This window comes from Lonsdalea quercina (genome assembly GCF_900107885.1).
GTDB classification, from domain to species: Bacteria; Pseudomonadota; Gammaproteobacteria; order Enterobacterales; family Enterobacteriaceae; genus Lonsdalea; species Lonsdalea quercina.
Genome location: NZ_FNQS01000003.1, coordinates 94,490 through 118,391, shown reverse-complemented (window position 1 = coordinate 118,391; position 23,902 = coordinate 94,490). Strand labels below are relative to the sequence as shown.

At 46.6% G+C, this 23,902-nt stretch carries 14 protein-coding genes and 5 pseudogenes; 11 read left to right on the top strand and 8 right to left on the bottom strand.

Annotated features, from left to right (window positions below; all coding sequences use genetic code 11):
- Positions 1-20 precede the first annotated feature (20 nt).
- The 4 genes from BLU64_RS05835 to BLU64_RS05820 all read left to right on the top strand — a co-directional run bounded on the left by BLU64_RS05835 (position 21) and on the right by BLU64_RS05820 (position 4,711).
- Positions 21-935 (top strand): hypothetical protein, encoded by a 915-nt coding sequence (locus BLU64_RS05835; RefSeq protein WP_051625416.1) that lies wholly within the window; start codon positions 21-23, stop codon positions 933-935.
- A gap of 517 nt (positions 936-1,452) precedes the next feature.
- The gene (locus tag BLU64_RS17160) at positions 1,453-2,010 is read left to right on the top strand and encodes a hypothetical protein (RefSeq protein WP_139171486.1); all 558 of its coding nucleotides are present in this window, start codon (positions 1,453-1,455) and stop codon (positions 2,008-2,010) included.
- Positions 2,011-2,252: 242 nt separating this feature from the next.
- Complete coding sequence (locus BLU64_RS05825) at positions 2,253-3,317, top strand: hypothetical protein (protein WP_026741506.1); 1,065 nt, start codon at positions 2,253-2,255, stop codon at positions 3,315-3,317.
- 65 nt (positions 3,318-3,382) lie between these two features.
- On the top strand, positions 3,383-4,711 hold the full coding sequence (locus BLU64_RS05820) for a hypothetical protein (protein WP_026741507.1): 1,329 nt from the start codon (positions 3,383-3,385) through the stop codon (positions 4,709-4,711).
- A 1,149-nt stretch (positions 4,712-5,860) separates the two neighbouring features.
- Here the strand turns inward: BLU64_RS05820 and BLU64_RS05815 are convergent.
- Together BLU64_RS05815 and BLU64_RS16975 are read right to left on the bottom strand one after the other, a co-directional pair.
- Positions 5,861-6,793 carry a hypothetical protein gene (locus BLU64_RS05815; protein ID WP_026741508.1) on the bottom strand — a complete coding sequence of 311 codons (933 nt, stop codon included), beginning with the start codon at positions 6,791-6,793 and terminating at the stop codon, positions 5,861-5,863.
- A gap of 153 nt (positions 6,794-6,946) precedes the next feature.
- Positions 6,947-8,043: pseudogene (locus BLU64_RS16975) on the bottom strand (IS3 family transposase).
- 265 nt (positions 8,044-8,308) lie between these two features.
- Between BLU64_RS16975 and BLU64_RS05800 the strand changes: the two are divergent.
- Together BLU64_RS05800 and BLU64_RS05795 are read left to right on the top strand one after the other, a co-directional pair.
- The gene (locus BLU64_RS05800; protein WP_342341535.1) at positions 8,309-8,557 is read left to right on the top strand and encodes a helix-turn-helix domain-containing protein; all 249 of its coding nucleotides are present in this window, start codon (positions 8,309-8,311) and stop codon (positions 8,555-8,557) included.
- Positions 8,558-8,581: 24 nt separating this feature from the next.
- Positions 8,582-9,340 carry a hypothetical protein gene (locus BLU64_RS05795; RefSeq protein WP_026741510.1) on the top strand — a complete coding sequence of 253 codons (759 nt, stop codon included), beginning with the start codon at positions 8,582-8,584 and terminating at the stop codon, positions 9,338-9,340.
- Here the strand turns inward: BLU64_RS05795 and BLU64_RS05790 are convergent.
- Positions 9,326-10,219 carry a DNA-methyltransferase gene (locus tag BLU64_RS05790; RefSeq protein WP_026741511.1) on the bottom strand — a complete coding sequence of 298 codons (894 nt, stop codon included), beginning with the start codon at positions 10,217-10,219 and terminating at the stop codon, positions 9,326-9,328. The two genes, BLU64_RS05795 and BLU64_RS05790, sit on opposite strands and share 15 nt — an antisense overlap.
- A 410-nt stretch (positions 10,220-10,629) precedes the next feature.
- Between BLU64_RS05790 and BLU64_RS05785 the strand changes: the two genes are divergently transcribed.
- The 3 genes and pseudogenes from BLU64_RS05785 to BLU64_RS05780 all read left to right on the top strand — a co-directional run.
- Positions 10,630-11,574 carry an ArdC family protein gene (locus tag BLU64_RS05785; protein WP_026741512.1) on the top strand — a complete coding sequence of 315 codons (945 nt, stop codon included), beginning with the start codon at positions 10,630-10,632 and terminating at the stop codon, positions 11,572-11,574.
- 327 nt (positions 11,575-11,901) lie between these two features.
- Positions 11,902-12,002 (top strand): annotated as a pseudogene (locus BLU64_RS17155) (type II toxin-antitoxin system CcdA family antitoxin); the annotation flags it as partial.
- Positions 11,999-12,238 (top strand): annotated as a pseudogene (locus BLU64_RS05780) (CcdB family protein); the annotation flags it as partial. The pseudogenes BLU64_RS17155 and BLU64_RS05780, both read left to right, overlap by 4 nt.
- 141 nt (positions 12,239-12,379) lie before the next feature.
- On the opposite strand, the pseudogene BLU64_RS17590 reads toward BLU64_RS05780, so the two are convergent.
- Positions 12,380-12,466 (bottom strand): annotated as a pseudogene (locus BLU64_RS17590) (mobilization protein mobC); the annotation flags it as partial.
- A 562-nt stretch (positions 12,467-13,028) separates the two neighbouring features.
- On the opposite strand from BLU64_RS17590, the gene BLU64_RS05770 reads away from it, so the two are divergent.
- Complete coding sequence (locus BLU64_RS05770; RefSeq protein WP_026741513.1) at positions 13,029-14,984, top strand: AAA family ATPase; 1,956 nt, start codon at positions 13,029-13,031, stop codon at positions 14,982-14,984.
- Positions 14,981-16,189 carry a 5-methylcytosine-specific restriction endonuclease system specificity protein McrC gene (gene mcrC / locus BLU64_RS05765; protein ID WP_071999720.1) on the top strand — a complete coding sequence of 403 codons (1,209 nt, stop codon included), beginning with the start codon at positions 14,981-14,983 and terminating at the stop codon, positions 16,187-16,189. The genes BLU64_RS05770 and mcrC overlap by 4 nt, the downstream gene beginning before the upstream one ends.
- A gap of 188 nt (positions 16,190-16,377) precedes the next feature.
- Here the strand turns inward: mcrC and BLU64_RS05760 are convergent, their stop codons facing one another.
- The 4 genes and pseudogenes from BLU64_RS05760 to BLU64_RS05745 form a co-directional block, all read right to left on the bottom strand.
- Positions 16,378-19,344 (bottom strand): DEAD/DEAH box helicase, encoded by a 2,967-nt coding sequence (locus BLU64_RS05760; protein WP_074728096.1) that lies wholly within the window; start codon positions 19,342-19,344, stop codon positions 16,378-16,380.
- A 244-nt stretch (positions 19,345-19,588) separates the two neighbouring features.
- Positions 19,589-20,827, bottom strand: a pseudogene (locus BLU64_RS05755) (IS110 family RNA-guided transposase).
- A 271-nt stretch (positions 20,828-21,098) separates the two neighbouring features.
- Complete coding sequence (mobC, locus tag BLU64_RS05750) at positions 21,099-21,845, bottom strand: MobC family replication-relaxation protein (RefSeq protein WP_074728094.1); 747 nt, start codon at positions 21,843-21,845, stop codon at positions 21,099-21,101.
- A gap of 8 nt (positions 21,846-21,853) precedes the next feature.
- Positions 21,854-23,716: a type IV secretory system conjugative DNA transfer family protein gene (locus BLU64_RS05745; RefSeq protein WP_026741516.1), complete on the bottom strand. Its 1,863-nt coding sequence runs from the start codon at positions 23,714-23,716 to the stop codon at positions 21,854-21,856.
- Positions 23,717-23,902 lie beyond the last annotated feature (186 nt).

Sequence of the window (23,902 nt, the reverse complement as noted above, 5' to 3'; positions counted from 1 at the left end):
TCTCTTGAATAAGGTATCCCATGAAAGAAGTCTATTTTGATGGAATGCATGGTATTGGGGACAATATCATGCAGCGCTGTTTCATAAAGCAATTGGCTCAAAGGAATCATGAGATTTGGTTAAAAACTCCTGTGCCGGAAATTTATCAGGGGATCAGTAACCTGCATTTTGTTAAGGCAGACACCCCCCTACGTACGCAAAAAAAAAATGAGAATAAGACGAAGGTTCGCTTTGAACCTGTCCCGCCCGGGATAGATTGTCAGCGTATTTTTTATGGTGATGTCGACATGCAACAGGGCACCATTTTCACTACGATGGAGCGCCAGTTTGGTATACCCCCGGCAGATCTTGATTTACCTCACTATGCGTTGCCTGATATTGGGATCCCCACAAATAAACCGCTCGCGGTTATCCGTCCAACGACCGTACGCACAGAATGGTTTAACGCCAGTCGTGGCCCTCTTAATGAATACGTCGACAGCGTCGCCAGAATTCTGGCTGACAAAGGCTGGCATGTCGTCAGTATTGCTGATAATGAACCGGGTCTAGAGTGGATCCCTGACGTTGAACCCTTCGCCCATCAAAAATTACATCATGGTGAGCTAACAATCACCCAGATGCTAGCGCTTGTCGAGCAGGCAGATATGGTGGTGTGTGGCGTTGGGGTGGTGATGCTGGCCGCTCTGGCTTATAGACGTCCAATGATTGGTCTGCAGGGAGGTTGCGGAGGAAGTAACCATCATTCAAAAGTGACTGACCGCAGTTGCATGGATTTATCCCAGGCCATTTTCATCTACCCGGATAACTACTGCCGTTGCCAACTGATGAAGCACAAATGTAATAAGTTCATCAGTAACTTACCATCTAAGGTAACGCCGTTTATTGAACGTATGACGGCGGCATACCAAAGGGAGCGTTCGTGTGAAATGATTTAATGATGAACTGAATTCCGATTGGGTCTGCTCCCTGGACTGAGTATAGGTGGATGGCGTCTCTCGGTGTTATCAGGAAATCATAGTGGAGGTAGGCGTTGGCATAGGCAAGTTTGTGGCGTCCCGACCTGAAACGCTCGGTCATGACGTAAATCCGTTTGCCGGCTGTTTATCCGATGGCTCTGGACTAAACTGGACACAGGCTGCCTTCTAGCGCTTCCTCTCTGGAATCCGTTCAAACAAATCGACCACTCAGATATTGCCGTGCAGCACCCTGATCAATGGGTGTTTGATTCAGAACCGGTATTTGAGAGTCCCAAATCGAGGCTTTATTCACGGCATGACCGACGGGATAAACACTCCTGGTACCGAGCGCACTAATCTGGTTCATTGGTTTTAGATTAGGGTTCGACTGTGCCGAATATTATCATTAAGAGCGAATCTGGTCGGGAGGGGATAAGCAGCTATGCTTTCAGCCGTCGTTCTATTTAGCCGGGAAACTTAACGTGGAGCGAAACGTATGACAGCCAATGCCATTGCGGTGTGTGCGTCAGGGCCATCGTTGTGCAAGGCCGATGTTCAGCGCCTGTGCGACCATGAAATACCTGTCATAACGATAAATTCCAGCTGGGCAATCTATCCGGAATGTCAATATATTTTTGCAGGTGATGAGGCGTGGTGGAATGATAATTATGATCTTATTACTTCCCCCGCTCAAAAATGGACGTGTAGTGAATCCGCAGCACAGAAATATAAAATACATTATTTCGATAAAGAAACGGAAGAAGCATTAAACACGGGAATAGTGGCGATTCTTTTCGCCATAAGTTTAGGGGTTGAGAACATTATTCTTCTGGGTTACGACTGCTCTTTAGAAAAAGGTGTTCACTGGCATGGAAAACATCCTCGACTAAACAATCCTACCAGCTACAGTGTTCGCCGCTGGAAAACTGAATTTGAATCGTATTCAATAGATATACGACGGAGGGTTAATATTGTGAACTGCAGTCATGAATCACGCTTGTCCTGTTTTCCTAAAGCCAGTTTAGAAGAGACACTGAGAAGAGTAAAACGATGATGCGTATATATCTCGTTGATGTATCGCACATGGTTTTAGGTTAGATTATTACCACGATAATTGTCACGATATAACTCATTAAAAAAAAGATCATTGCTCATAAAAAATAATATCCTACATTAAGTTATTCTTTAAATATAAGCTTAAATATTTAACGAGGCCTAAATATGTCACTGGACATATCAAATAGGCAGAACATATTTCAGAAAGTAAATCATTAATCAGAAAAGAGAGGTTATGCTATGGCTAATTCAATTCTACTAACTTCAGATGTTCCTGTTGTTGCTCCTGGTACGACACTGAACCTCACTGCGAAAGTATTTAACAGTGAAACTGGCGTAGGCGCGCAGGGTATGACGGTCAAATGGACTATTATAGGTCCGGAACATACCACTGCGACGCTCGGGAGCGCCACTAGCCTCACTTCAGCAACGGGATTTGCTTCAAATACGCTCGATTGCGAAATAAAAGGGGGCGTTATTGTCCAAGCTTCCGTGGATGACGCTGACAAAGATACAAAAAGCCTGCAAGTCGGCTTTTATTCCGATGATTTATCGGCTCCTATCGTTCCGCAGGCTAAAAATGGGATACTGACCGAAAAAGAGGTTAACGGCACAGTACAGGCAATGGTTTTGCGTCATACCGATGACCCTGTTGCGGGGGACCTGTATAACTTCTATTGGGGAAAGAATGCAATTTCCCGCTTCGATGATGGTACCAGCGACACTTTCCCTTGGATCATCAACATCAAAAACGACTTTTCGGCAACGGAAGTACTATCCGATGGAGATTACACGGTTTACTACACCATAACCGACTTGGCGCAGAACATTACCTATTCACAGCCTCTGGCGATTACCGTCACCGGCGGGACCTATATCAATCCGCTATATGATGCTCCAGAGTTCTCCGACATCTCTAATAACACCATCAACTATGACGATGTAGATCCAGAAACTGGCGTCACTGCGTACGTAATCCTTCCCCAGAGTTCGGACGATGCCGTCATTTATGCGAACAATATCATTACCCTCTACATGAGAGTGTTCGACAAAAACTATAAAACAGAAATTATCCCATCTAAAGCCATCTCGACCCATACCGTCACTGACGATGAAATCAGTGATAAAAAGATTCCTTTAGAAATACCGAAAGATGCAATTATGGACAGCAAAGATACCTTTGATGACGTCCGTGGACAGTTCTGGTACACCGTGACAGGAACGGGTTCTGTTGCCGTAGCGGGATCATCTTTCACGAAAACAGTGATTATTGATACGGTTCCGCCACATCTGCCTAAGGCTTAAACCCGGTTCCAGGGGTGGGGCAGTCCCATCTCTGGATTTTACCGACCTCATTGAAGGAGTTTTATATGGTAAATGCAGTAACTGCCCTCCCGGCGCCGAATTTACCGCAGATGACATCAGACAATTCCATAAGCCTTAATGACCTGAATGTTGCGGGCGGCGTATTTGTTCGTATCCAGCAGTATGATGATGCCGCACGCGGTGATTACATTACGGTATTATGGGATAACCTGCCTGTAAAAGAAGTTATCGTAGATGATTTGGCCTCCGATTTCCCTATTGTTGTGGTCATAACGACAGGTCTGGATGTCGGAGTGCATTCTATTAGCTATACCTCCCGCGATGTGGCAGGTAATACAGGAACGTCTTACAAGGTAACTGTTGAAATTATTGACGGAAAGCCAGAGATAAAATATCCAGCGCCTGTTTTCAGTGATGCCGTGAACAGTGTGATTTACCAGAGCAGTATTACAGCCAATGCTGGCACCTATGTTTATGTTGGCCCATACACTGACATTAAGGTAAATGATACAGTGACGCTCTATTGGATGGGCAAGAGCGCGTCAGGGGATATTACAAATGGTGGTGTAGAATCACAAATAATATTGGCTTCGAATATCACTGCGGGAATGACTTTCTTTATTCCTGAAAGTAAACTCGAAGTTCTCAAGGATAAAGGTATTTTATTGGCCAGCTATCAGGTCAGACGTAATGGTGTCATATTGGGAGTATCAGAATTTAGTGAAGCTATACTTGATTTAAGCGGCAGCGTCGATGAACTCAGTATGATCATCTCCACGGGAGCCGTGAATACAGATTATAATGCTGTTCATCTTTATCCATATAACCAGGGCGTCGTAAAAGGCCAGGCCGGGTCAACAGTTGTTTTATCGGCAGTAGGTAATGCTGTTTTCAATGAGTCGGGTTCTAGCACGTATCAGCCCATTCTCAATCAAAATGGTGAAAGCAGCTTTAAGCTTCGTTCATCAGTGCAAAATAATGTAGAAGTTACAGCAGAAGCCTTAAATAACCCTGGTGTCAGCGTTCGTCAAGTGGTTCGTTTTGGGTCTTACACTCAGGGAAATGGTAATATTCAATACCTAAACTATTCTACGGGAGCGCCTGCCAACGGAATCACGCCTTGTTCCATATATCTTAAAACTGCGCAGTCGTCTGGTCTTCGCGCCGAAATAACTCAGGTTAGGGTATCTGTCACTGGTTCTGCCACAATTGATGGTTATTTTACTAATACAGCCGATATTCTGCTCAATTCTGACAAGTCTTGTGAGATCGATATTATAAACAGCATCGCAGAAAACGTTGATGTCGTACTGTCGCTGCCAGAATCATCAGGTTCCATCAATCGACTCACGGTAGCATTCAAATCCTTCTAAATAATAAGAGTATTCTCTACCTTATTGTCAGGTAGCAAGTAGTCTGCATATTGAATCTATCCGGGCCTCCAGACCAGATCTGGAGGCTCTCATTCACATGTATTTTTCCGTTGAACACGTTGTCTTCGATATACCCTCTTCATCAAATATTGTCCAGTTTGGCAGCATTACGCTGCTTCATTGCTATTTGGCGTCATCGAAAGTTACACTGAGTCGATAATCCGCCTGTCATTAAATAAATACGACAAGTGGGAGTAAAACTTAACCGTGAAACGGAGCGATATGGTGGATTATTTTCCACCGCCAGCATTCACGCTTAGCTTATTTTCATTCTTTGTTCACAATAGATTTCTTTTTTATAGTGAGTTAAATCTCATCATTTAATTTTGAACTACAGAACAATATAAGTAGTAATATGCTGTAGAAATACAAATCATAAAACCATACATTGTCTATAAATAACACAATCTCACTATTGACGAATAACGAGCTGAAAGACCACATAATCTGTAATTTAAAACCATCGACTTTTTATTTCGAATGACGCGGCCTATCCAATACACACGTCTATTTCATTAAGAGGTGAACTGTACGTCAGGATGTATTTACGATAAAAAGCACCAATCAAAAATGATGACAAGAGAGAGACTTCGAAACTCCACTTCAATGAGGCTGTCGTTTTCAACTCCGTGAATGAATAGATGAAAGAAAGAATGAAAGAAACGCTGACCCATGATTTGAACACATAGTTGGTTTACTTCCCCAGCAGGTATTTGACCAATGACAGCCAGCTCAATAATTCAGTTTGGGTCAGGATAAAGGCGAGGTCTCGTGCATTAGACTGCGTCGTGATCATTGAACTTAATCGGACTGTTCGCAGAAGCACATTGACCTTAGCACCCTCAATCCGCGATGAGTCGAGGTCAGCAGTTTTACTGCTCAGAAAATGGCATAAAAGCAAAAAGCCCGCTTAAGTTTCCTTAAGCGGGCTTCTCTAATATGGCTCCTCTGACTGGGATCGCCTTTGCCAGTAACTGGCTAATAAATAAGCTAAACAAGAATCTGCTGCCTGTCAAGACCACCAGAATGACCACCAACCGGAGCGGGTTTTACAGAACTGATTTTAGCACTCTGAAGTAGGGGCTTTAATCAGATGCTATCTTTATTCCAGGATATATTTGACTCTTTAATTAAATAATTTCCGGGAATGAAATACAATGGATGTAATGATCCAGTGAATGACCAAAATATAATGTTTTTTTGATCTGCCCATGATATATCGAGATTCTTTTTACCTTTGGTCTTGCTTTCTTTATAACTTCGGTAAAACTGATATGCGAAGTTGTCTTCAAAGTAATCTGAAATACAATATGTTATTTTGCCATTTTGAATCTCTGGGACTTTTTCCTCAGCCAAGGAATTATCCAATAGTATAAAAATATATTGAAATATGTTAAATGAATAATATTTTCCTCCATTTTTTAAGTTGGATTCTTTTGGGAAAGAACAAGCGTGATATGTTTTTTTTAATAATGGAATCACCAATATTTTGAAACTTGAAGGGATTGTTTTATTTTGTAGGTATGATTTCATTTCAGCAATTATTTTCTCTTTAAATTGGCACTGAAATGTTCTTTTGTCATATTCGTGTGCATTCCAGTTAAGTGAGCTTCTCCAAAACATGCTAATGATAAAATAGTAAATGCTATCATTATCAAAATTATTTAAATTAGGAAGTGTTAAGTTTTTATTTGTCTTTGGTAATAAGTGTCTAATTAACTTCACAAAAAGCAACGGGTTTTTTTTATTTATTGGGAGTGCTAAGTTAGGGAATGATGTTTCTCCGTTTTTACTGAAAAGATCTTCACAACATTTACATAGCATGTATTTGGTTATTTGATGATCTCCGATGTTTCTTTTTGTCCAATCGGACTGTATTAGATTCAGTGTATGATTACTGTCTTTTATATCATATATCCGGGAATAAAAAAATGATGGTAAATAATGACTGTCGATCAATTTGGTGTTCTTAGCATCGCAAAGTTTGCAAGTTCCTATAGTGAAATCATTGTTACTGTCCATATTTTTTATCCTTATGATTAATTTTTTTTGATTGTTTATTAATGAGCTTATCGTTTTATATTTCTGTCAAGCTTGAAGCGCACTCATTTTAGCTCATGCTCTTTCTAAATACCCAGTTTTTTGATTTCGTCCCAATATCGGTGCCAGGTTAAATCAGAGATCCGGGGCATTTTTCAGACTTCGAGAAAATTCCGCCGGAGTCTTGCTATTTAATGAGAGATCGGTCTTTTCTGGTTATATTCCTACCGCAAGCATTCGACTTTTTCCTGCGCATCTTCCAGTGGCAGGAACTAGTGAATGTTCAGACACTCGTCCCGAAAACTGCCGTTAAACGACTCTATCAGCGCGTTATCTGTTGGTTTGCCGGGCCGAGAGACGTCCATCGTCACATCATCTCGTACACCCATTGATCCATCGTTTTGGAAATAAATTCGCTGCCGTTATCGGTCTTCAGCCGTCCCGGTACGAGCTTCTGTAACTGCCTTAGACACTCCATCACCGCGACCACATCATCCCCACACAGCCCCTGACCAATCTGGAGCGCCAGACATTCCCGACTAAAATTATCCACTGCAGTTAGCGCCCGGATCCGACGTTCGTTGAACAGATTATCAGCTACGAAGTCCATGCTTCAGCACTGATCTGTTGCACTGAAGGCCAGACGCGCACGTCGGTATCCGGCTGTGACATGCAGGTGGGGACGTTTTGTCCGCAGATTCAGTCCTTCCTGACAATAAATGCGATGTTTTTTATGGGTAATCAACCATCATTCCCGGCGCAGAAGGATATGAATACGCTGAACGCTGTAACGAATACGGGTCTCGGCATTTTCCCTTATCCGCAGTGTGGCGGCCCGGTCATTACGGCAACTGCGGTAGTGATACATCATACGGCTCTGCATCATCAAACGACAGCTACGATGCAGTCCGATACGGTAAACTTCCAACAGGTATGTCACCGCTTCACGCTTTTCACGGGCCTCAGAACTTTTTTCGGATGACATCCTGCAACATCTCCTTGTCCAGACTCAGGTCCGCTACAAGTCGTTTCGGATGGTGGTTATCTTCCTCCAACTGTCACAACCGGCGCAGCTCCGTCACGCCCATGCCACCGAACTTCTTTTTCCAACTGTGAAAGGTGGCTTCTGAAATTCACATCTTTTTTCTGCAGACTTCCTCTACCAGCGTGCCGGTTTCGGCCTGCTTCAGTGCAAACGCAATCTGTTCTTCGGTATGAGGCGTCTTTTTCATGCCGAATGACCTCTTGTTGACGGAGAAGACGGGCCGAAAACTCTACTTTACGCCGGTACTGAACAAAGGGAAGGGAGCAAATAATACTGATCTGTTTCGTCGGAAAGACGCTTCTTCATGGGTGACTTCATGCCTTTGATGAAAAAATTACTAACTTTGGCGGGAATCGATTGAGAGTCGTTCAATCCCTTATATGCATGTTATGTATGCCTTTTGCTACTTATAGTCTGTCGTCTTATAGTCATCATTTTATAATAATCCCAAAATGATCCATTGGGGCCTAAGCATGGTTAGAAAATCGAGTGACACTCTTCGGGCTGTACTTGCTGAGAACATAAAGACTTTCCGTAGACAAAAGGGGCTTTCTCAAGAAGAACTGGCCGAGTTATGTAATTTGCATCGCACATATATTGGTTCAGTAGAGCGCCATGAACGTAATGTCACTCTTAGCACGTTGGAGGTTTTAGCTTCCACGCTAGGCATAACAGTTCCCGAATTACTTACCAAGCATTGAGTAGCGAATAGGTGGATAACTTGGATGTCTATTACAAATAAAGATATTGACGAGATTATCGAAGCTTTTCTGCGTATGACCCCATCGCAGCAGCAATGGGTAAAGTCTGTTATGAATGCGTTTGATAACCAGTATGAATTTGAACGAGCTTCAGATTCTGATGTGGTAACTGATGCTGTTCTTGCTTCATTTGGTGATCGATTGTTGAGCCATCATGCAGGTAGTCGTCAGGCGCTTAGTAAAGATCGATTTGAATTCGCATTTGAGTCGGTACTGAATGCGGCAGGTATTCACGCTCAGTTAGTGAAGAGTCGAACTAATCGAGGGCATGATATTAATATTTGCGGTATACCGGTTAGCTTGAAGACCGAAGCAGCAGCAAATATTAAAGATAATTTAATTCATATAAGTAAGTGGATGGAGTTAGGCCGAGGTAAGTGGGAACTTAATTTATTACTAGACCTATTTCTTGAACATATGCAAAGTTATGATCGCATATTTACACTTCGTCGACTGACAAATGTGGAGACGAATATTCGCTATGAGCTAGTCGAGATTCCCAAAGGACTCCTGCTTGAGGCCGAAACTTGTGAATTGGAGATTTGTACTAAAAGCAAGCAGAACCCCCAGCCAGGTTATGGTTATGTGAGGGATACTGCTGGGAATCTCAAATACGCTCTATATTTTGATGGTGGTACCGAACGTAAGCTCCAGATAAAGCACCTTCGAAAAGATCTCTGCAAGGTGCATGCGCACTGGATTTTTAAGTCAACGCCCATTTAATAATCGCTTATGAGCTAATTGAGCATATTCTTCATTTAGCTCAATTCCGACACAGTTTCTACCAAGCTCATTACACACAACGCCGGTAGTTCCTGAACCGAAAAATGGATCAAGGACCCGGCCATTTTCAGGGGAACCGGCTGCTATGCATAAGCGAACAAGGGCCCTTGGGTAAACAGCAAAATGACTACCTGGGAATGGCTCTGTGTTGATGTTCCATACTGTTCGTCTATTCTTTGATTTTTTCTTAGGATCAACAGCGGGTTCTTTGATTGCGCTCCAATCATAGTAATACTTCTCCGATTTAGAGAACAAGAATACATATTCATGAGCTCGTGTTGGCCGATCCTTAACACTTTCTGGCTGGCAGTTAGGTTTGTTCCAGATAATGTCTGTCCGGAGGTACCAGCCATCAGCCTGAAGGGCGAATGCTAGTTTCCATGGCACACCGATCAAATCTTTGGGTTTTAATCCCTCTGGCGTTGGTGCTCTATAGTTCATTGCACGACCTTTATTTTTTGCATCCGCATCGCGCCATGTACGACCACCAGAGGTGTAACTATCACCAATGTTTAACCAAAGAGTGCCATCGTCAGCAAGAGTGCGCCTTGCTTCGCGAAACAGAGTCACTAGATCTGCTATGTAATTATCAACTGTGGTTTCGGCTCCAATTTGACCTTCGACGCCATAGTCCCTCAACCCCCAATAAGGAGGAGATGTAACAATACAATTGAAATGTCCATCTGGAATCTGTAATAGAAGTTTACGGGCATCACCAACAAGCAATTCGCAATGATTCGTCATTTTTTTCTCTAGTTGGGACTCTAGCTCTGCACTTTCATTATCAAATAAATCAAGTGATTGTGCTGTTTCAGCCATATTCGATGCTCCGCGAGTTTGCGTTGTGTACATAGTCTAGCATTTGCTACTTATAGTATTCATTTTCCTTCGGAAACTGTCAAGTACTGGATTACTAGGCAGGCTATGGGACCAATACCAGCTACAACTGACGAAACGTTACTGTCTATCTATGTCCCAGCTCACCACTATCCAGTCCCTTTCACCACTGCGGTCTAAGGGGCGCTACGCCTGCCTATGCAGGGGCAGATTTTTTCTCCCGTGTGCTTTCCGTTCCCGTATCAGCTTCCGGTTAATCGTTTCCCAACACAACCCGTCCCGCAAGGGTAAATGGCACGCATTCTGCGCCCTTGCAGTACGGAACGATGCCGGGAAAGCGAACCGTCAGGCGATACGAAGACGAAAATCACACCACTGACGGAGAAAAAACCATGACGATTTCCCTGCATACCCAGACTAGCGCCCCTAACACCGCAGCGGCGACCAGCGTATCCCCGCTGGAGCAGTCAGGCTCCTCAAAAACGAAATTTTCCAAAACTAAAACCGATATTTATCAGACTGTCACCAATAGCATCATTACCGCACTGGAAGCTGGTGTAAAACCGTGGTCTTGCCCGTGGCAACGAGTGCCGGGCATGTCTGGGTTGCCTTCCAACTTTGCAACCGGTATCTCGTATAGCGGAATGAATATCATGCTGTTGTGGTGCAGTGCATCAGAACAGGGCTTCGGTGATTCACGCTGGATGACCTACAAACAGGCGCAGGCAGTAGGTGGGCAGGTTCGCAAAGGCGAGCACGGCACGACGGCAATTTTCTATACAACCTTAGAGAAAGAAAACGAAGACGGTGAAATCGACCAGATTCCGATGCTGAAAACCTTCAATGTGTTCAATGTTGAACAAATTGATGACCTTCCACTGACAACTGAAACAGTCAGTCCAGAAGCAACCTTTGACTCGTTGCCGGAGGCTGAAAATCTGTTCCAGAAGAGCGGCGCAAACATCATTGAGAAAGGACAAAACGCCTTTTTCAGGCCCTTAACTGATGAAGTCTGGCTGCCAGAGCGCCATCTGTTTTCAGATGCAGCTAATTTCTATGCTACCGGACTGCATGAGTTGGTTCACTGGAGTGGTGGTAAAAAACGACTTAACCGTGAAATGAAAGGGAAATTTGGCAGTGCAGATTATGCGGAGGAGGAATTAGTGGCGGAGCTGGGAAGTGCTTTTCTGATGGCGGATCTGGGGATCATCGGAGAGGTTCAGCATGAAAGCTATATTGCCTCATGGCTCCAGGCGCTGAAAAACGATAAGCGCTATGTTTTCAAAGCGGCCAGCGCCGCCTCAAAAGCACATCGTTACCTAATGGATAAAATTTGAGTCGGAGATGATAAGCCGCAAAGGAGTGCGGCTTTAACCTTATTGCGGAGCGGCAGAATGACAGAAGTCTCAGGGAGATTAATTTCCCTGCGAATTTTCCGGGTATTCGATGCCCGGAAAATTCGCAGGCTGCGGGGGCGGGCGGCAAAGAGCCCGCTCATCCCGCAAACGGCGTTTGTACATCGGTGATTGCAGTAAACGACGGCTTAGATATGACGACTGACTGTGAAGTTTGCAGGACTGCAACGGTAGCCGGGCCTCTTTTTGGTGTTATGATAAGTGTATTGTGCCGTGTAATGCGCACATGTTTCATGCAGGAGAGAAACCATGACCGCGAAACAACGCAACACGCAGAGCGTGACCATGACGGTGGAGCGTGCCTTACTGGTAAGAGCGCGTGAAGGGGTATTAACCTGAGTGCTTTATTGGACAATTGAATCGTCGGATAGTGATCCCATTGCTCCCTATTGAAAAGTATCCGGCAGGCCGCCGACCGGATCGCCTTGTCCCCGTCGTCATGCTGACGGACGGCAAAGAATACGCCGTAATGACCCACGAACTGGCAAGTATCCCTGTCCAGGCCTTGGGTGCGGTGTTTTGTGATGCTTCGCAGTACCGTACTCAGGTAAAGGCTGCAATAGACTTCCTCATCGACGGGTTCTGACGTTTCTTTCTATTCTGTTAAACAGGCATTGCCTTTAATCGTAGCTGACGGGGGCCTGTTCCAGTTCGTCGATAGTGCGGAACAGAAACATCTGACGTTAAACGGAACCGGAATACCGTTTCTTGCCACGGTTCTGATACTGTCAAACAGCCTAACCAGACCGCTGCTGTTAGCATCCAGAAAATTAGCCCACCATTGCAGCATCAGACGGCGCTGTTCAAGGTGCTTGGTGATTTTACTCTCTGTCCGCTCCGTGCCAAAAGCGGAAGTTGCTAAATCAGTTTATGTTAATCAACGGGGAGCAGGTCAGGCCAAATTCAGTGTGCCACTATAACATTCTTAGCATGATATTGATGCTGGCATTCAGCCTGAAAGAGTTGCTGCCGTGGGCCATTCCGGCCCGGCTTTTGTCATCCCGCACGGCGTGGTATTGCTGATTGGCGTCATCTGTTTAGCGGTGTTTCTGCCCCCGCAGCCCCGCGCACCCGGAGTTTACTGGTTGAGCGAATATCGCTCTGAACGTCGGCAGCAAGGTGGAGGTGGAGCGGATGGCGGATCAGGAGCGTCTGAACGGAACACCGGTAAGCCCACCACGCATGACCGGGGATGGTTTTATGGAGCGGTGATTGCAGATCCAGACGGTAATCGGGTGAGGCTGGTGGGGTGTGATCTCTTGAAAGCCGCATGCCGATCCCTGTATCGGGTAGTTTAAGTTTCCCGAGATTAATCATAATATCTTAAAACTCACACAGATAAGTTATCAATGCCCAACAAGCATAAGGGAGCACCCGTGGACACAGCAGAACATGACGTCAAATTTGCATGGGCTCGTTTTTATGAGGCTTTTGCCAGCGCGTTACTGGCCTGGCGAAACCGGAGAGCCGAATTAGTCAAAGGCATCCATCTGATTGCCGCTGATGTCGACGGGATGTCCCATCTACAGGACAAACCTGCCAAGGGTGAGGCCTTTCCTTTAAAAGACATTTGTCCGTTTACTACCATGGGCTTGTTCAATCGCAACCTGACTGACACCAATCGCAAAATTATTGCCTCCAGGCTGGCGAATTTGTTGGGCGTGAACGAACCGGTTCCTGACTCCTTTGCCGGTATCCCGCTGCTGAATAACCAAAAATCTTGGTTCTTTGGTTATGAAAAGTCGCGCGATCCTGATGACATTGAACGCTTGTGGGAGATGTTCTCACAGGCAATGACGTTTGCGGATAACAAGAATACCACCTCCGCAGACTTCACTTCCGCATATGACATCGCTTCTGCAGTGACGAATGTCGGCTGGAATCTGAGCATGGGGCTGTACTGGGCCCGTCCCAGGTTCTACCCCACTTTAGATAGCCAGTCGCAGTATTACATCCAGAAAGTGTTAAACATTAAGATCCTTAAAAACGGGGCAAAAGGTCGCTGCAGTGGGCAAAACTACCTGAGCATTATGCAGGCGCTTAAAGAGGCCTTTATCCAATCCAACTATCCGGTTCATTCCTTCCCGGAACTCTCTCTGTCAGCGTGGCATACCGATCTTAGCCAGTCTAAAGATGAAGTGGAAAATCGAACGTGGAAAGCCTCTCTACTGAATAAAATTAAGGCATTATGCCTGAAAAAAGAGAGCCCTTATTTCACTGCTTTGGAGCTGAAAGAAAACTACCTGGACGTATTCAAGGCAGAACGCCCTGAGAGCAAAACGGTTACAAACTCAATCTCCTTTTATCTGCAAAAATTACGCGATGATGATGAGTTAAAATTCCTTGGTCGCGGAAATTATGAATACCTGAATTATGAAAAAAACGAATCCCAGACTATAACTGCGGAAACAGTCGAAGAGAGTGCGCCGCCACCAAAACTCACTCACGCGCCTTACGCCATCAGTAATCTGATTCAGGAGGGCTGTTTCCTGGAAAAGGCGAAGATCCAACTCACACTTCAACGCCTGAACGACAAGAAAAACCTGATCCTACAAGGGCCGCCAGGAACCGGTAAAACCTGGCTGGCGCGCCGTCTGGCGTACTGTTTAATGGGAGAACAAGCTCCTGAGCGTATTAGCGCGGTGCAATTTCACCCGAATCTCTCTTACGAAGACTTTATTCGTGGCTGGCGTCCAGGGAAAGAGGGGAGATTAACTCTAGTCGATGGACCTTTTGTGAACGCAATCAGAACTGCGATCAATAATCCTGCCGCGAAATATGTGGTGATTATTGAAGAGATTAACCGTGGCAATCCGGCGCAAATATTCGGTGAAACACTCACGTTGATGGAAGCCGATAAACGCACTCCGACCGAGGCGCTGGCGCTCTCTCACAGTGAAAATCCTGATGAAAAAATCTACATCCCTGAGAATCTGTATATCATCGGCACGATGAATATTGCAGACCGCTCCCTGGCACTACTCGACCTGGCACTGCGCCGCCGTTTCGCATTTATCGATTTAAAGCCAGCGTTTAATGACGCGTGGAAAAAATGGGTAAATCATAAATTCGCAATTGATTTAGATCTGTTAGCCATCATCGAATCTCGACTGACGGCGCTAAACGAGATGCTGGCAAAAGATGTCACCTTAGGGCCGCAGTTTTGTATCGGTCACAGCTATGTCACCCCAGCTACCGGACAGAAAATCAGCGAAGCTCAGGAATGGTATGAACAGGTCGTAGATACAGAGATCTGCCCTTTGCTCGCCGAATACTGGTTTGATGCCCCAAACAAAGTCAACGAAGCCAGAAAAGTGTTATTAGCAGAATGACGACAATCACCAGGAGTGAGCAACATAAAGCGTCACGTATTCCCATGCGAAATCTTTGGTTGCTGATGCTGTACGCTTCAGATCTGTTTCGCCAGTTGGGACGCAGTCATATTGCGGTTGAAGATAACCCGGCAGAAATACCCGACCTGGTGGCGACAATCTTGCTACATGAGATTGCGCTGCGTCGTCGTCGCAATTTAAGCATGGGATACCAAACCTGTCATGCGACCCTGAACAAGGTGAGAGGACATATTGATGTACTGTACACGGTCAGTCATCAGTTGCTGGAGCGGGGTCGGGTCGCCTGCCATTTTCAGAACATGACCCTCGACACCCCGCGAAACCGCTATGTTCGCTGCGCGTTAGAACGTCTGACCCCGATCATAACGAAACCGTCGTTGGCAGCAGATTGCTACGTTATGGCAATATCACTTCGCCGTGAGGGAATAAACGGAGGATATCCTGACAACCACGAACTGCGCTCGGTGTGGCATTTTGGACGCCATGATGCCGCTGATAAACCGATGGTCGATGCCGCACAATTAGCTTTTGAACTGCTAATGCCGACCGAAGATCCAGGGCAACATCTTTTGCCTGCGCCCTCAGATAATCTTTACTGGATGAGAAGACTTTTTGAAAAAGGTATTGCGGGCTTTTATCGTGTAAACCTCGCCAAAACAAACTGGGGGGTCTCTCCTGGGAAAGAGCTGAAATGGGCGTTGAGCGATCAAAGTGCGGGCAGCGCAGAGATTTTTCCGACAATGAAGTCAGACATTATTCTTGAACACAAGATGGCACAGCAGCGCATTATTATCGATACCAAGTTTAATGCGATCCTGACAAAGGGCTGGTATCGGGAACAATCGCTACGCAATAGCTATATTTATCAGTTATATACCTACCTTAGGACACAGGAGAGTAAGGCGGACCCACTTTCGCTCAATGCCAGTGGCCTTCTGCTTCATCCCGCCGTAGGCTATATGCTCAATGAGTATGTTGTCACTCAGGGACATAAGATCCATTTTGCTACGGTAGATATGGCGGTAGATGCCAAAACAATTAAAAGACAATTGCTGGATTTAGCCTATGATTGCGCGGGAGTCGCTGCTGATGGCTTGCCACTTAATAAAGAAGTAGCTGTAATATATATAATTTACTATTGCAGCCACGTAGCTGTTAGGGAAACGTCTGTTTCTCGCTCATAGCTGCCGTGACCTGCTCCCCATAGATGAATACGCGGCTATGATCGTAAAGTATCGATCAGCCGCTAGGAAAATCGCGAACTTCCACTGGCCTCTCACTGCAGATCATGTTGCACACTGTCCGCCCCGTTCCAGTAGCGGACATTAAACCAATAAATAATCTGTCCTCTTTTCCGCTTTGGCGAAAATTCCTACTTACTCACTAACCAATAGGCTCTTGTTGCACCACCCTGCATGGCGTAAGAGATTCCGAATGACATTAGATCTGCGAGATGAGCATCGATTTCAGCATTGCTTATCCCTGGCTGCACTCCCACTACAGTGAACCCAAGTTGAGTTGCACGAGTGCCTTCGAGTATATCCTTGAGTGTCTGCAGATCACCCACTACAAACCTAGACGGCGACTTAAAACGTTGACTCATTCGATCCGCCATATGCGCAAGAAGCACAGATACATCGCAATAGAAAACGGACTTCACTAATTGACCAGCGACTTCGTACACATCATCCACTCGACCCCCGCTGGGAGCGCCTCCTGCTCCTTTACAGTGGTACAACGAGATGTCCACGTCGCCATTGGCCTCCATGGTCACCGCAATATAGTCGGCTGCCTCTCCAGAACGGTGGTCGTAAAACAGTGCGACTACGTTAGGGAGGCCAAGCAGGTACTGTTCGAGATGTTCCTGTACAGTCCTTTTACCCTGCAACTTTGCGCGCTGTTCCCGTGCTTTTTCAGTGTCGTTGTCGATGACAAACTCGACCCTAATTTCGCATTCGTCCCAACCAATGACCTGCGTATCGTCCTTTGTGAGCGAAACTGCCTGTAACTGCGGCGCAAGCATTAAATTCAGCCCTTCAAAGGTAGATTTATCGGAGGCATAGAACATCGGTGGGTGTTCACTCAACCAGTCAGCTAACGGCATCCATAGATCGCTAGCTGATTCGATCTCCAAACCCACATTCTGATCGAGCAATGCCACCATTCGCCCCTGAGGCGAAAATCGCATATTGGCACTCGCTTCCTCTGAGTGAATGCTGAAGAGCAATTGGGCTTCTGAGGGTCTGCAGTCAAAGTCTGCCAGGTCCCATTCAGTGAGGCGGCTATAGAGCGGCCGTTGATCCTCAGGGCGACGAATTCTAATCCTCGGATTTGTCTTGAATCCTGCTCTGGGCCAGGTCCCTGCAATCACTAGGTCTGGTAGCCTCTGCAACGTCGTAGCCGATCGAATAACATCGAGGCGTGTTTCAGAGAAGGGAGTATTGCCAGCAAGCCGACCATCTAATCGAGCGACCCACTGGTAAAACTCTGCTATAGAGAGGCGCTGATTACTCCAAATACGTGAGCTACTGCTAGCTCCGATGGTCTCTTTTTCTCCGCCGCTCGAACCGCTTCCAAAGAAGTGCCCTTGAGCGTATGCCCGGCTATCACCAGCCGTTACTGCACGTTCCGCTGCTGGCCCTGTTAACGTTCTGTATGTTTCGCTTTGTGAATTGAATGTCGTATTTTTTAGTCCAACATTGAAGAATCGGACACCCTCCAAACCTGCTCGCGCACGGCTGGTTTCCTCGTAGCTCAATGACCGATAACTCTGAGGGCAAACCATGTCCATCAGTCCCAAGTAGATCTTTTCTGTTCTTCTGGTAGAGCCGATATAGCAAAGTTGGGAGTCCGCAAAGTATAAGAGCAGAAAAGCATCATGCCGAATGTTCACAAGCACATCGGATGTGGCGAAATTTGGTGGATTTTCGTCGGAGGTCAGGATTAGTGTCAGGGCTCCATCATCTGACGCCCATTGCTTCACTACTCGCAGGTCACGCCCCAGGGTTTCTTTTATCTGAGTGAAGATTGGAGGTGTGGAGCAACGGAACACGCAGACGTGCGCATAGAGCTCTATTGCTAAAGGGGACACTGCATCGTAGTTTGACTCGGCAACTCTCCGCAGCCTGAGCCGCTCAACCATTTCTAACTCAGCAGCATCGCCTGCCATCTCTGCTTGAGCAGCTGCATCTATCATACTCGCAAGATCTACACCCTCCTTCAGAAGAGTGCTAGGCGCCTCCAGAATTCTTGGGAGCGGCGCAATTAATGTTGCCTGGCCGGTTGCCTTATCCACCCTAGCGAAACGCCCAATGAACTGAATTGTCGGTACCAATGAACGATGTGGAGTGTGTAATGCGGCCACCTTCAGTTTCGGAAAGTCGTACCCCTCTCCGAACATATCCACACACACGATCCCCTGCAGCTCCCCACTGACCAAACGCTGCTCGCAGCGATCCTGGGTACGCTTCGTGATCTTACTATCCACTGCTTCAACGTTGACCCCAAGCGCTTGATAGATTGGAACCAAAGCCCTGGCTGCATTGGTCGTTGCTGCCCTCACAAAGAGGCGATGATTATGCCCTGCAGCTAAGTCCTGATTTAGTTGGTTTACAGCCGTCTCTGCAATGATCTGGTCAATGTGATGATCATCGACCGTGTTTTGAATAGGCGCAGCTCGGAAGGCGACGGGATGAAACGCCCCTTCATCTACGGCCTTCATTACTGGGTAGCGGTAGACCAGCTTCCCTGGAATTACTTGGCCATCGCGGCGAAAAGGGGTTGCGGTCAGAAATACGAACCGGGCTTTCGTGTAGTGCTCTAAGTACGCAGCCCATGTATTCGCAGGAGCGTGATGGGCTTCATCAAATACGATCAAATCGAACAAGTCTGGCGAGGCGCCAAGTGCAACCGCTGGTGATGAACTACTTGGCGTCGAAACCACAACATCGTGGCTCTCTAAGACCTGCCAATCTTCCTCAGATTGAGGTCTCCCTTCATGTCGGAGCACCGATGGGTTAGCAAGATCCGCCGGAATAGCACCAATACGCTTTAGGGTAGAAAGTTCCGCAAAGTGCGATGATACCTGCTTGCGTAGAGCATTAGACGGCTCAACAACGAGCACTCGTTTTGACTGAACCAGAAACGGTAGTGCCATCATTACAGATGTCTTACCGTACCCAGTAGGAAGGCAGATTATCGCCGGGTCGGCATAGACCGAGTAATGCGCCATTGCAGCATGCAGGGCACCGAGTTGACCCGCACGAAAGCCTTGGTTGGGCACTAACTTTTGTGCGGCTAGATTCAGAGCACCATTCGAATCCCTGAAAAAATTAGGCATCTTCCCCTCGCTGGCTGACGAAGTTCTAACTTAAAAACTGCTTTTTACTAGAGGTATGGAAGCGTCGCCGTATGCAGTTTCGCGACCTATTACGCCTTACACTAACGCATAGCACGGCATTGTGCCACTTCCTAGCACTCGACAGTTTTGTATACAAGGTTGTTTGCAGTGTTAGGTCTGAGTCAGAGAACCTAGAAAATCCGCTGAGCGCCCGCTTCACGCCCTGAGACATTCGACAAGCTTTTTATGGCCTAAGTAAGGGCGAGTGTCGCTCTTCCAATGCCAGCAAATATTTCGCTTCGTCGTACTGGGTTCTAGTCTTCCAGCAGCGGTAAATGATCCTTATCCATTTAAACGCCAGAGCCCGGATAGCTGATTGATGCGATTTCCCTTTTTCTCGCTGGCTCTGGTAATAAAGTCTGGCCCAGTATGATGAGTTAACCGTCTTGGCAGCCCATTCAACAAAGGTCTGTCTGACGAACTTAGCACATTGCCATCGCCAGTGAACCCAGGATTTCTGGCCACTTCGTTCTGTCACCGGTGCAACACCTGCGTAGTTTTGAATTTCTTCAGCGCTGTTAAACCGGTCACGGTTATCACCAAGTGCAGCAAGCATCCGTGGGCCCATACATGGCCCCATGCCCGGAAGTGATTTGAACAGCCCCGCATCTGGCAATGTGTCAAACAGCGTTTCGATTCGCTCGTCATAGGTTTTGATGATTTCACTCACGACTTTAATTTGTGTCGCCAGTGCTGTTGCCATCAAAGCATTAGCCTCTATAACACTCGGGTCTGTAGTCAATGGGATCGCGTTATCAATACTCGCAACACGTTGCTCGGTAAGGACCATTGCACGGCCACCTTTGGCATTCAGAAAGTTGCGGATTGTGTCGCGCCTGGCACGTTTCAGTTGTTGCAGACTGGGCCACCGTGTAATTAGTTCACACAACAGTAAACTCCCCCGGTGTGAGAACCACTCCAGGGGCTGAGGATAATATTGTTTAAGTGTGTTGATTATCCGATTAACAAAGCGACGTTTATCTTCAACCAACTGACGACGTTGCTCAACCAGTTGCTGAAGTAACCGGATATCTGCATTGTCGGGCTCAATGGCTTTTACCTTTTGGGGATAGCGTAGCATTAACTCTAATGCCAGCTCGGCATCCTGCGGGTCATCTTTAGCGCCGCTGGGCGAGAAAGCTTGCCGGTAACGGGCCAGGGACAAAGCATGGACAGGGAAAACGGTAATAAACGGATATTTTTGAAGAGCATACACCACGGGGCCTTTCTTCAGTTCGAGAGCTATAGCGATCCTGCCCTTCACCTTCTGGTGTAACCCGGTAAGCCAGAGATCAAGCGCTTCAGCTGTATGTTCAATTACATGGAATGCGCGTTCGCCGTTTTTAAACTGAACTCAGACATCGTGTTTTTTATCTGCCCAGTCCAGACCAACATGTGCAGCAAATTGATTAGTCGCAGTCATCACCAACTCCTTTTCATCGGGGATTGGTATGCATTCCACGCTCTTCGAAAGAAATATAGCCAGCAGTTTATCTGCATGCCCTGAGTATTCGTTAGCGAACGTGGAGCACTTACTGGCTCGAAAGAAAAGCGGCGATCATCACATGATTCTCGCTCAATATTCGTAACCAGTAAGCGCATACCCTGAATCACTTCAAAGTGTAATTCTCAGGGTGCGAATGACTATATCTCGCTCTTAGCCGACCATGAGATTTGGCAACGTCAGAGCCAGCTTATGAATATTGCCTCGGCTCCAGTTGTCGCAGCTCGTCGAGAGTATAAATGCGAAAAACGTTCCGATGACGTGCTTCCAGCGGTATGTGCTGATGGTTGATGATGACGTGTTTGATGCTGCCAAACAGCAGTTCAAGCGCCCGTTTTTTCTGTAGGTCCGGTACGATATAAAAGACGTAAATCCAGTTCTTTTGTGTCCGGGCCAGCAAATGGCTGGCGATAATCGCCTGGTAGCGAGCTTTGGTTTTCAGGCGGCGCTCGGTTTCTACTGCGATGACCTGTCCGTCAGGGAGTGTGATGAGTCCATCCGGACGGTGTTTGACCTGATACTGGCTGAGGAACGTTGAGCGATCGCCGTTTACCCATCCGGATGCGCCTTTTTTCTCCAGGATGAGCCTAGCAACCTGATTATCAAGGTGGTGCTCCAGCGTCCAGCCAGTGATTTTTGACGGTTCAAAGCGTGCCGGGAAAATGTCATCGCCCGGCGTTAAAACGATAGCCAGTCCGTCGCTGGTTATGCCCCATAACGACATTTTCATCGTCCGTGATTCAAACACATGCTTGTGTATTAACCCCATTCGTTCAGTTTTTGTCAGCAGCGTATACAGCGATTTGTGATCCCTGAAGCCAAACAGCAGCATCAGCGTTTTAAAGTCGCTGTAGGTTTCTTCCTTCAGGAAATTCAGCAGCCTTTTTATCTTCTCGCTGTTGCGAGCGGTGCGCTCGCTATGCGTTGCGATAAGCATTATGCCTCCTAAAAATTGAGCAAGGACGGTGTTTCGTCATCATCAGATCTCGGTTTTGCTGATTTTCTTTCTCCTTCAAAGAAAAGATCAGGCTGTGTTGCCGCGACATTGGTTGTTGAAGCGGATGTCGCTCCTTCCTCGTCGAAGTCCAGCGCGATTTTTGCCGGTGCTGCCGACGCGGCAATATCCGGAGAAACGGAATAGATCTCTAGCTCGCGTTTTTGTACCTTTATGGGGGAAATCAGTGAAGCAGAGGGAAGCGTTCTCGTCGTAAAGATAAAGCTGACAAAATCGGGCAGGTTCAGAATCATATTGCTGTCGATAAAGAAACGCTCGGCCTGTCTGATAGTACGTTCACCGTCGATGGTTTCCGTCAGTACGGCATCAGTTTTGGCTTTGCGGATTTCATCATCCACTAAGATGGTGCCAGACATTCTCGCCACCCATTCAGCTGTATCCGGGTCCATAACGCGGTATACCAGCTTGAATTTAGCGTTTTCAACGACTGCACCGACAACAGCATCGCCTTTTAAATCTGCCGGGCAGTCTTTCAAATCGGCGACGGACTGATGCGCCATAATAATATGCACGCCTTTATCCCGTGCCGCGCCTAGCCCTTCCAGAGCCGGTTTTGACAGATGGTATTTTAATTCGTCGAGAAAGATGGCTATGGGGCGGGGTGTTTCTTTTACCCGGTCACGTCGTTCTGCTAACTGGTACAGACGTACCAGCAGCATTCGCTGGGCAGTGATAATCTTGCTATTGCGCATTGAGCCGATGACATAGCAGCAGCCACCTTCATCAAAAACCGATTGGAGTGAAAATCCTGCCGGCGCGTTGATGGCATTGAGCAACGCCAGCTCTTCAATCTTGCCGAAAAAGGCTTTGATATCCTCCGCGATACCTTGAACATATTCGCCGTTATAAATATCGCGGATAGTCGAAGATGTATGACTGCTGACAAATTGTGCCGCGATACGTGCCGCTTTTCGGTCGTCGATACGATAAAAATCGGATTCCTGACCTTTTTCCGCCAAGCTGAATCCCGCAACAAACAATTCCTCTAGTTCGTCAGGTGTAATATTTTCAATCAGATTTAATTGGTATTGCGGTTTTCGCAGGTCAATTAAGGCAAAGGGTTTGCCTGCATCCTCGCAGGCCTTGCGATAAAGATGCGTCGCCCATTCATCATCCTTTGGGTCCATAATAAATACACCTTCACCCGCCAGGATACTTTGGTAAAGCAATATACCGGTTGCTACACCTTTACCGGCTCCGGTGGTGCCGATAATATCCGCATGTTGTCTTTGCCAGTCTTTTAACGGGAGATACATCGGTTTTTCACCACTGTCTATCCCGATAAAAATACCCTTATCTAGGTTGATGTAATCCAGCGGATTATAATGCAGCGTTTCCGGCAGCAGGGATTTTACCGTGCGTACATCTGTGCGTAATTCCCTTTCAAGACTGGTCTTTTTGATGAGTTGTTTTTTTATTTTATCCAGTTCAGGCGTTAATACCCGGCGCAGACTAATATGGAGAATAAGCCCTGCCATGGTAAATATAATTAATATTGACCAGTCCAGAATGGGAGTGCGGGTAAGTATCCGATCGTTATAAAGCCACCTAAAAACGCTAATAAGTAAGGGGCCCACTGTGCCAAACAGGAAACACAGCAGGTAAAAAGTGATAATCAGCTTTTTCCATAACGGGACTTTCTGCCGTTCATCGCTTTTCATTGAAGCGAAAAACGGCAGGGTCAGTCCCGATAATAGCGCCAGCATCAATTGATGCTGTTGCATAACATCAATAAAGGACAGCACACCATTTACTATCGGCGACAGTGAAATGGAAAGCTTATTTAACATCATGGTGCCTCCTTTGTCCGCGACTCGCCCCAACGCATCGCCCCATCAATTCGCCCCACGATGTTGGGCGAAAAGGCGGGGCGAACGTCTGGGGCGAAGAAGGTGACCGCTCTGCGGCCATGTGTCGGAAAGCATGCTTCCCAGCACGAAACAGCGTGCGCCAGTTCATGCGGGCTGGACGCCCTTATT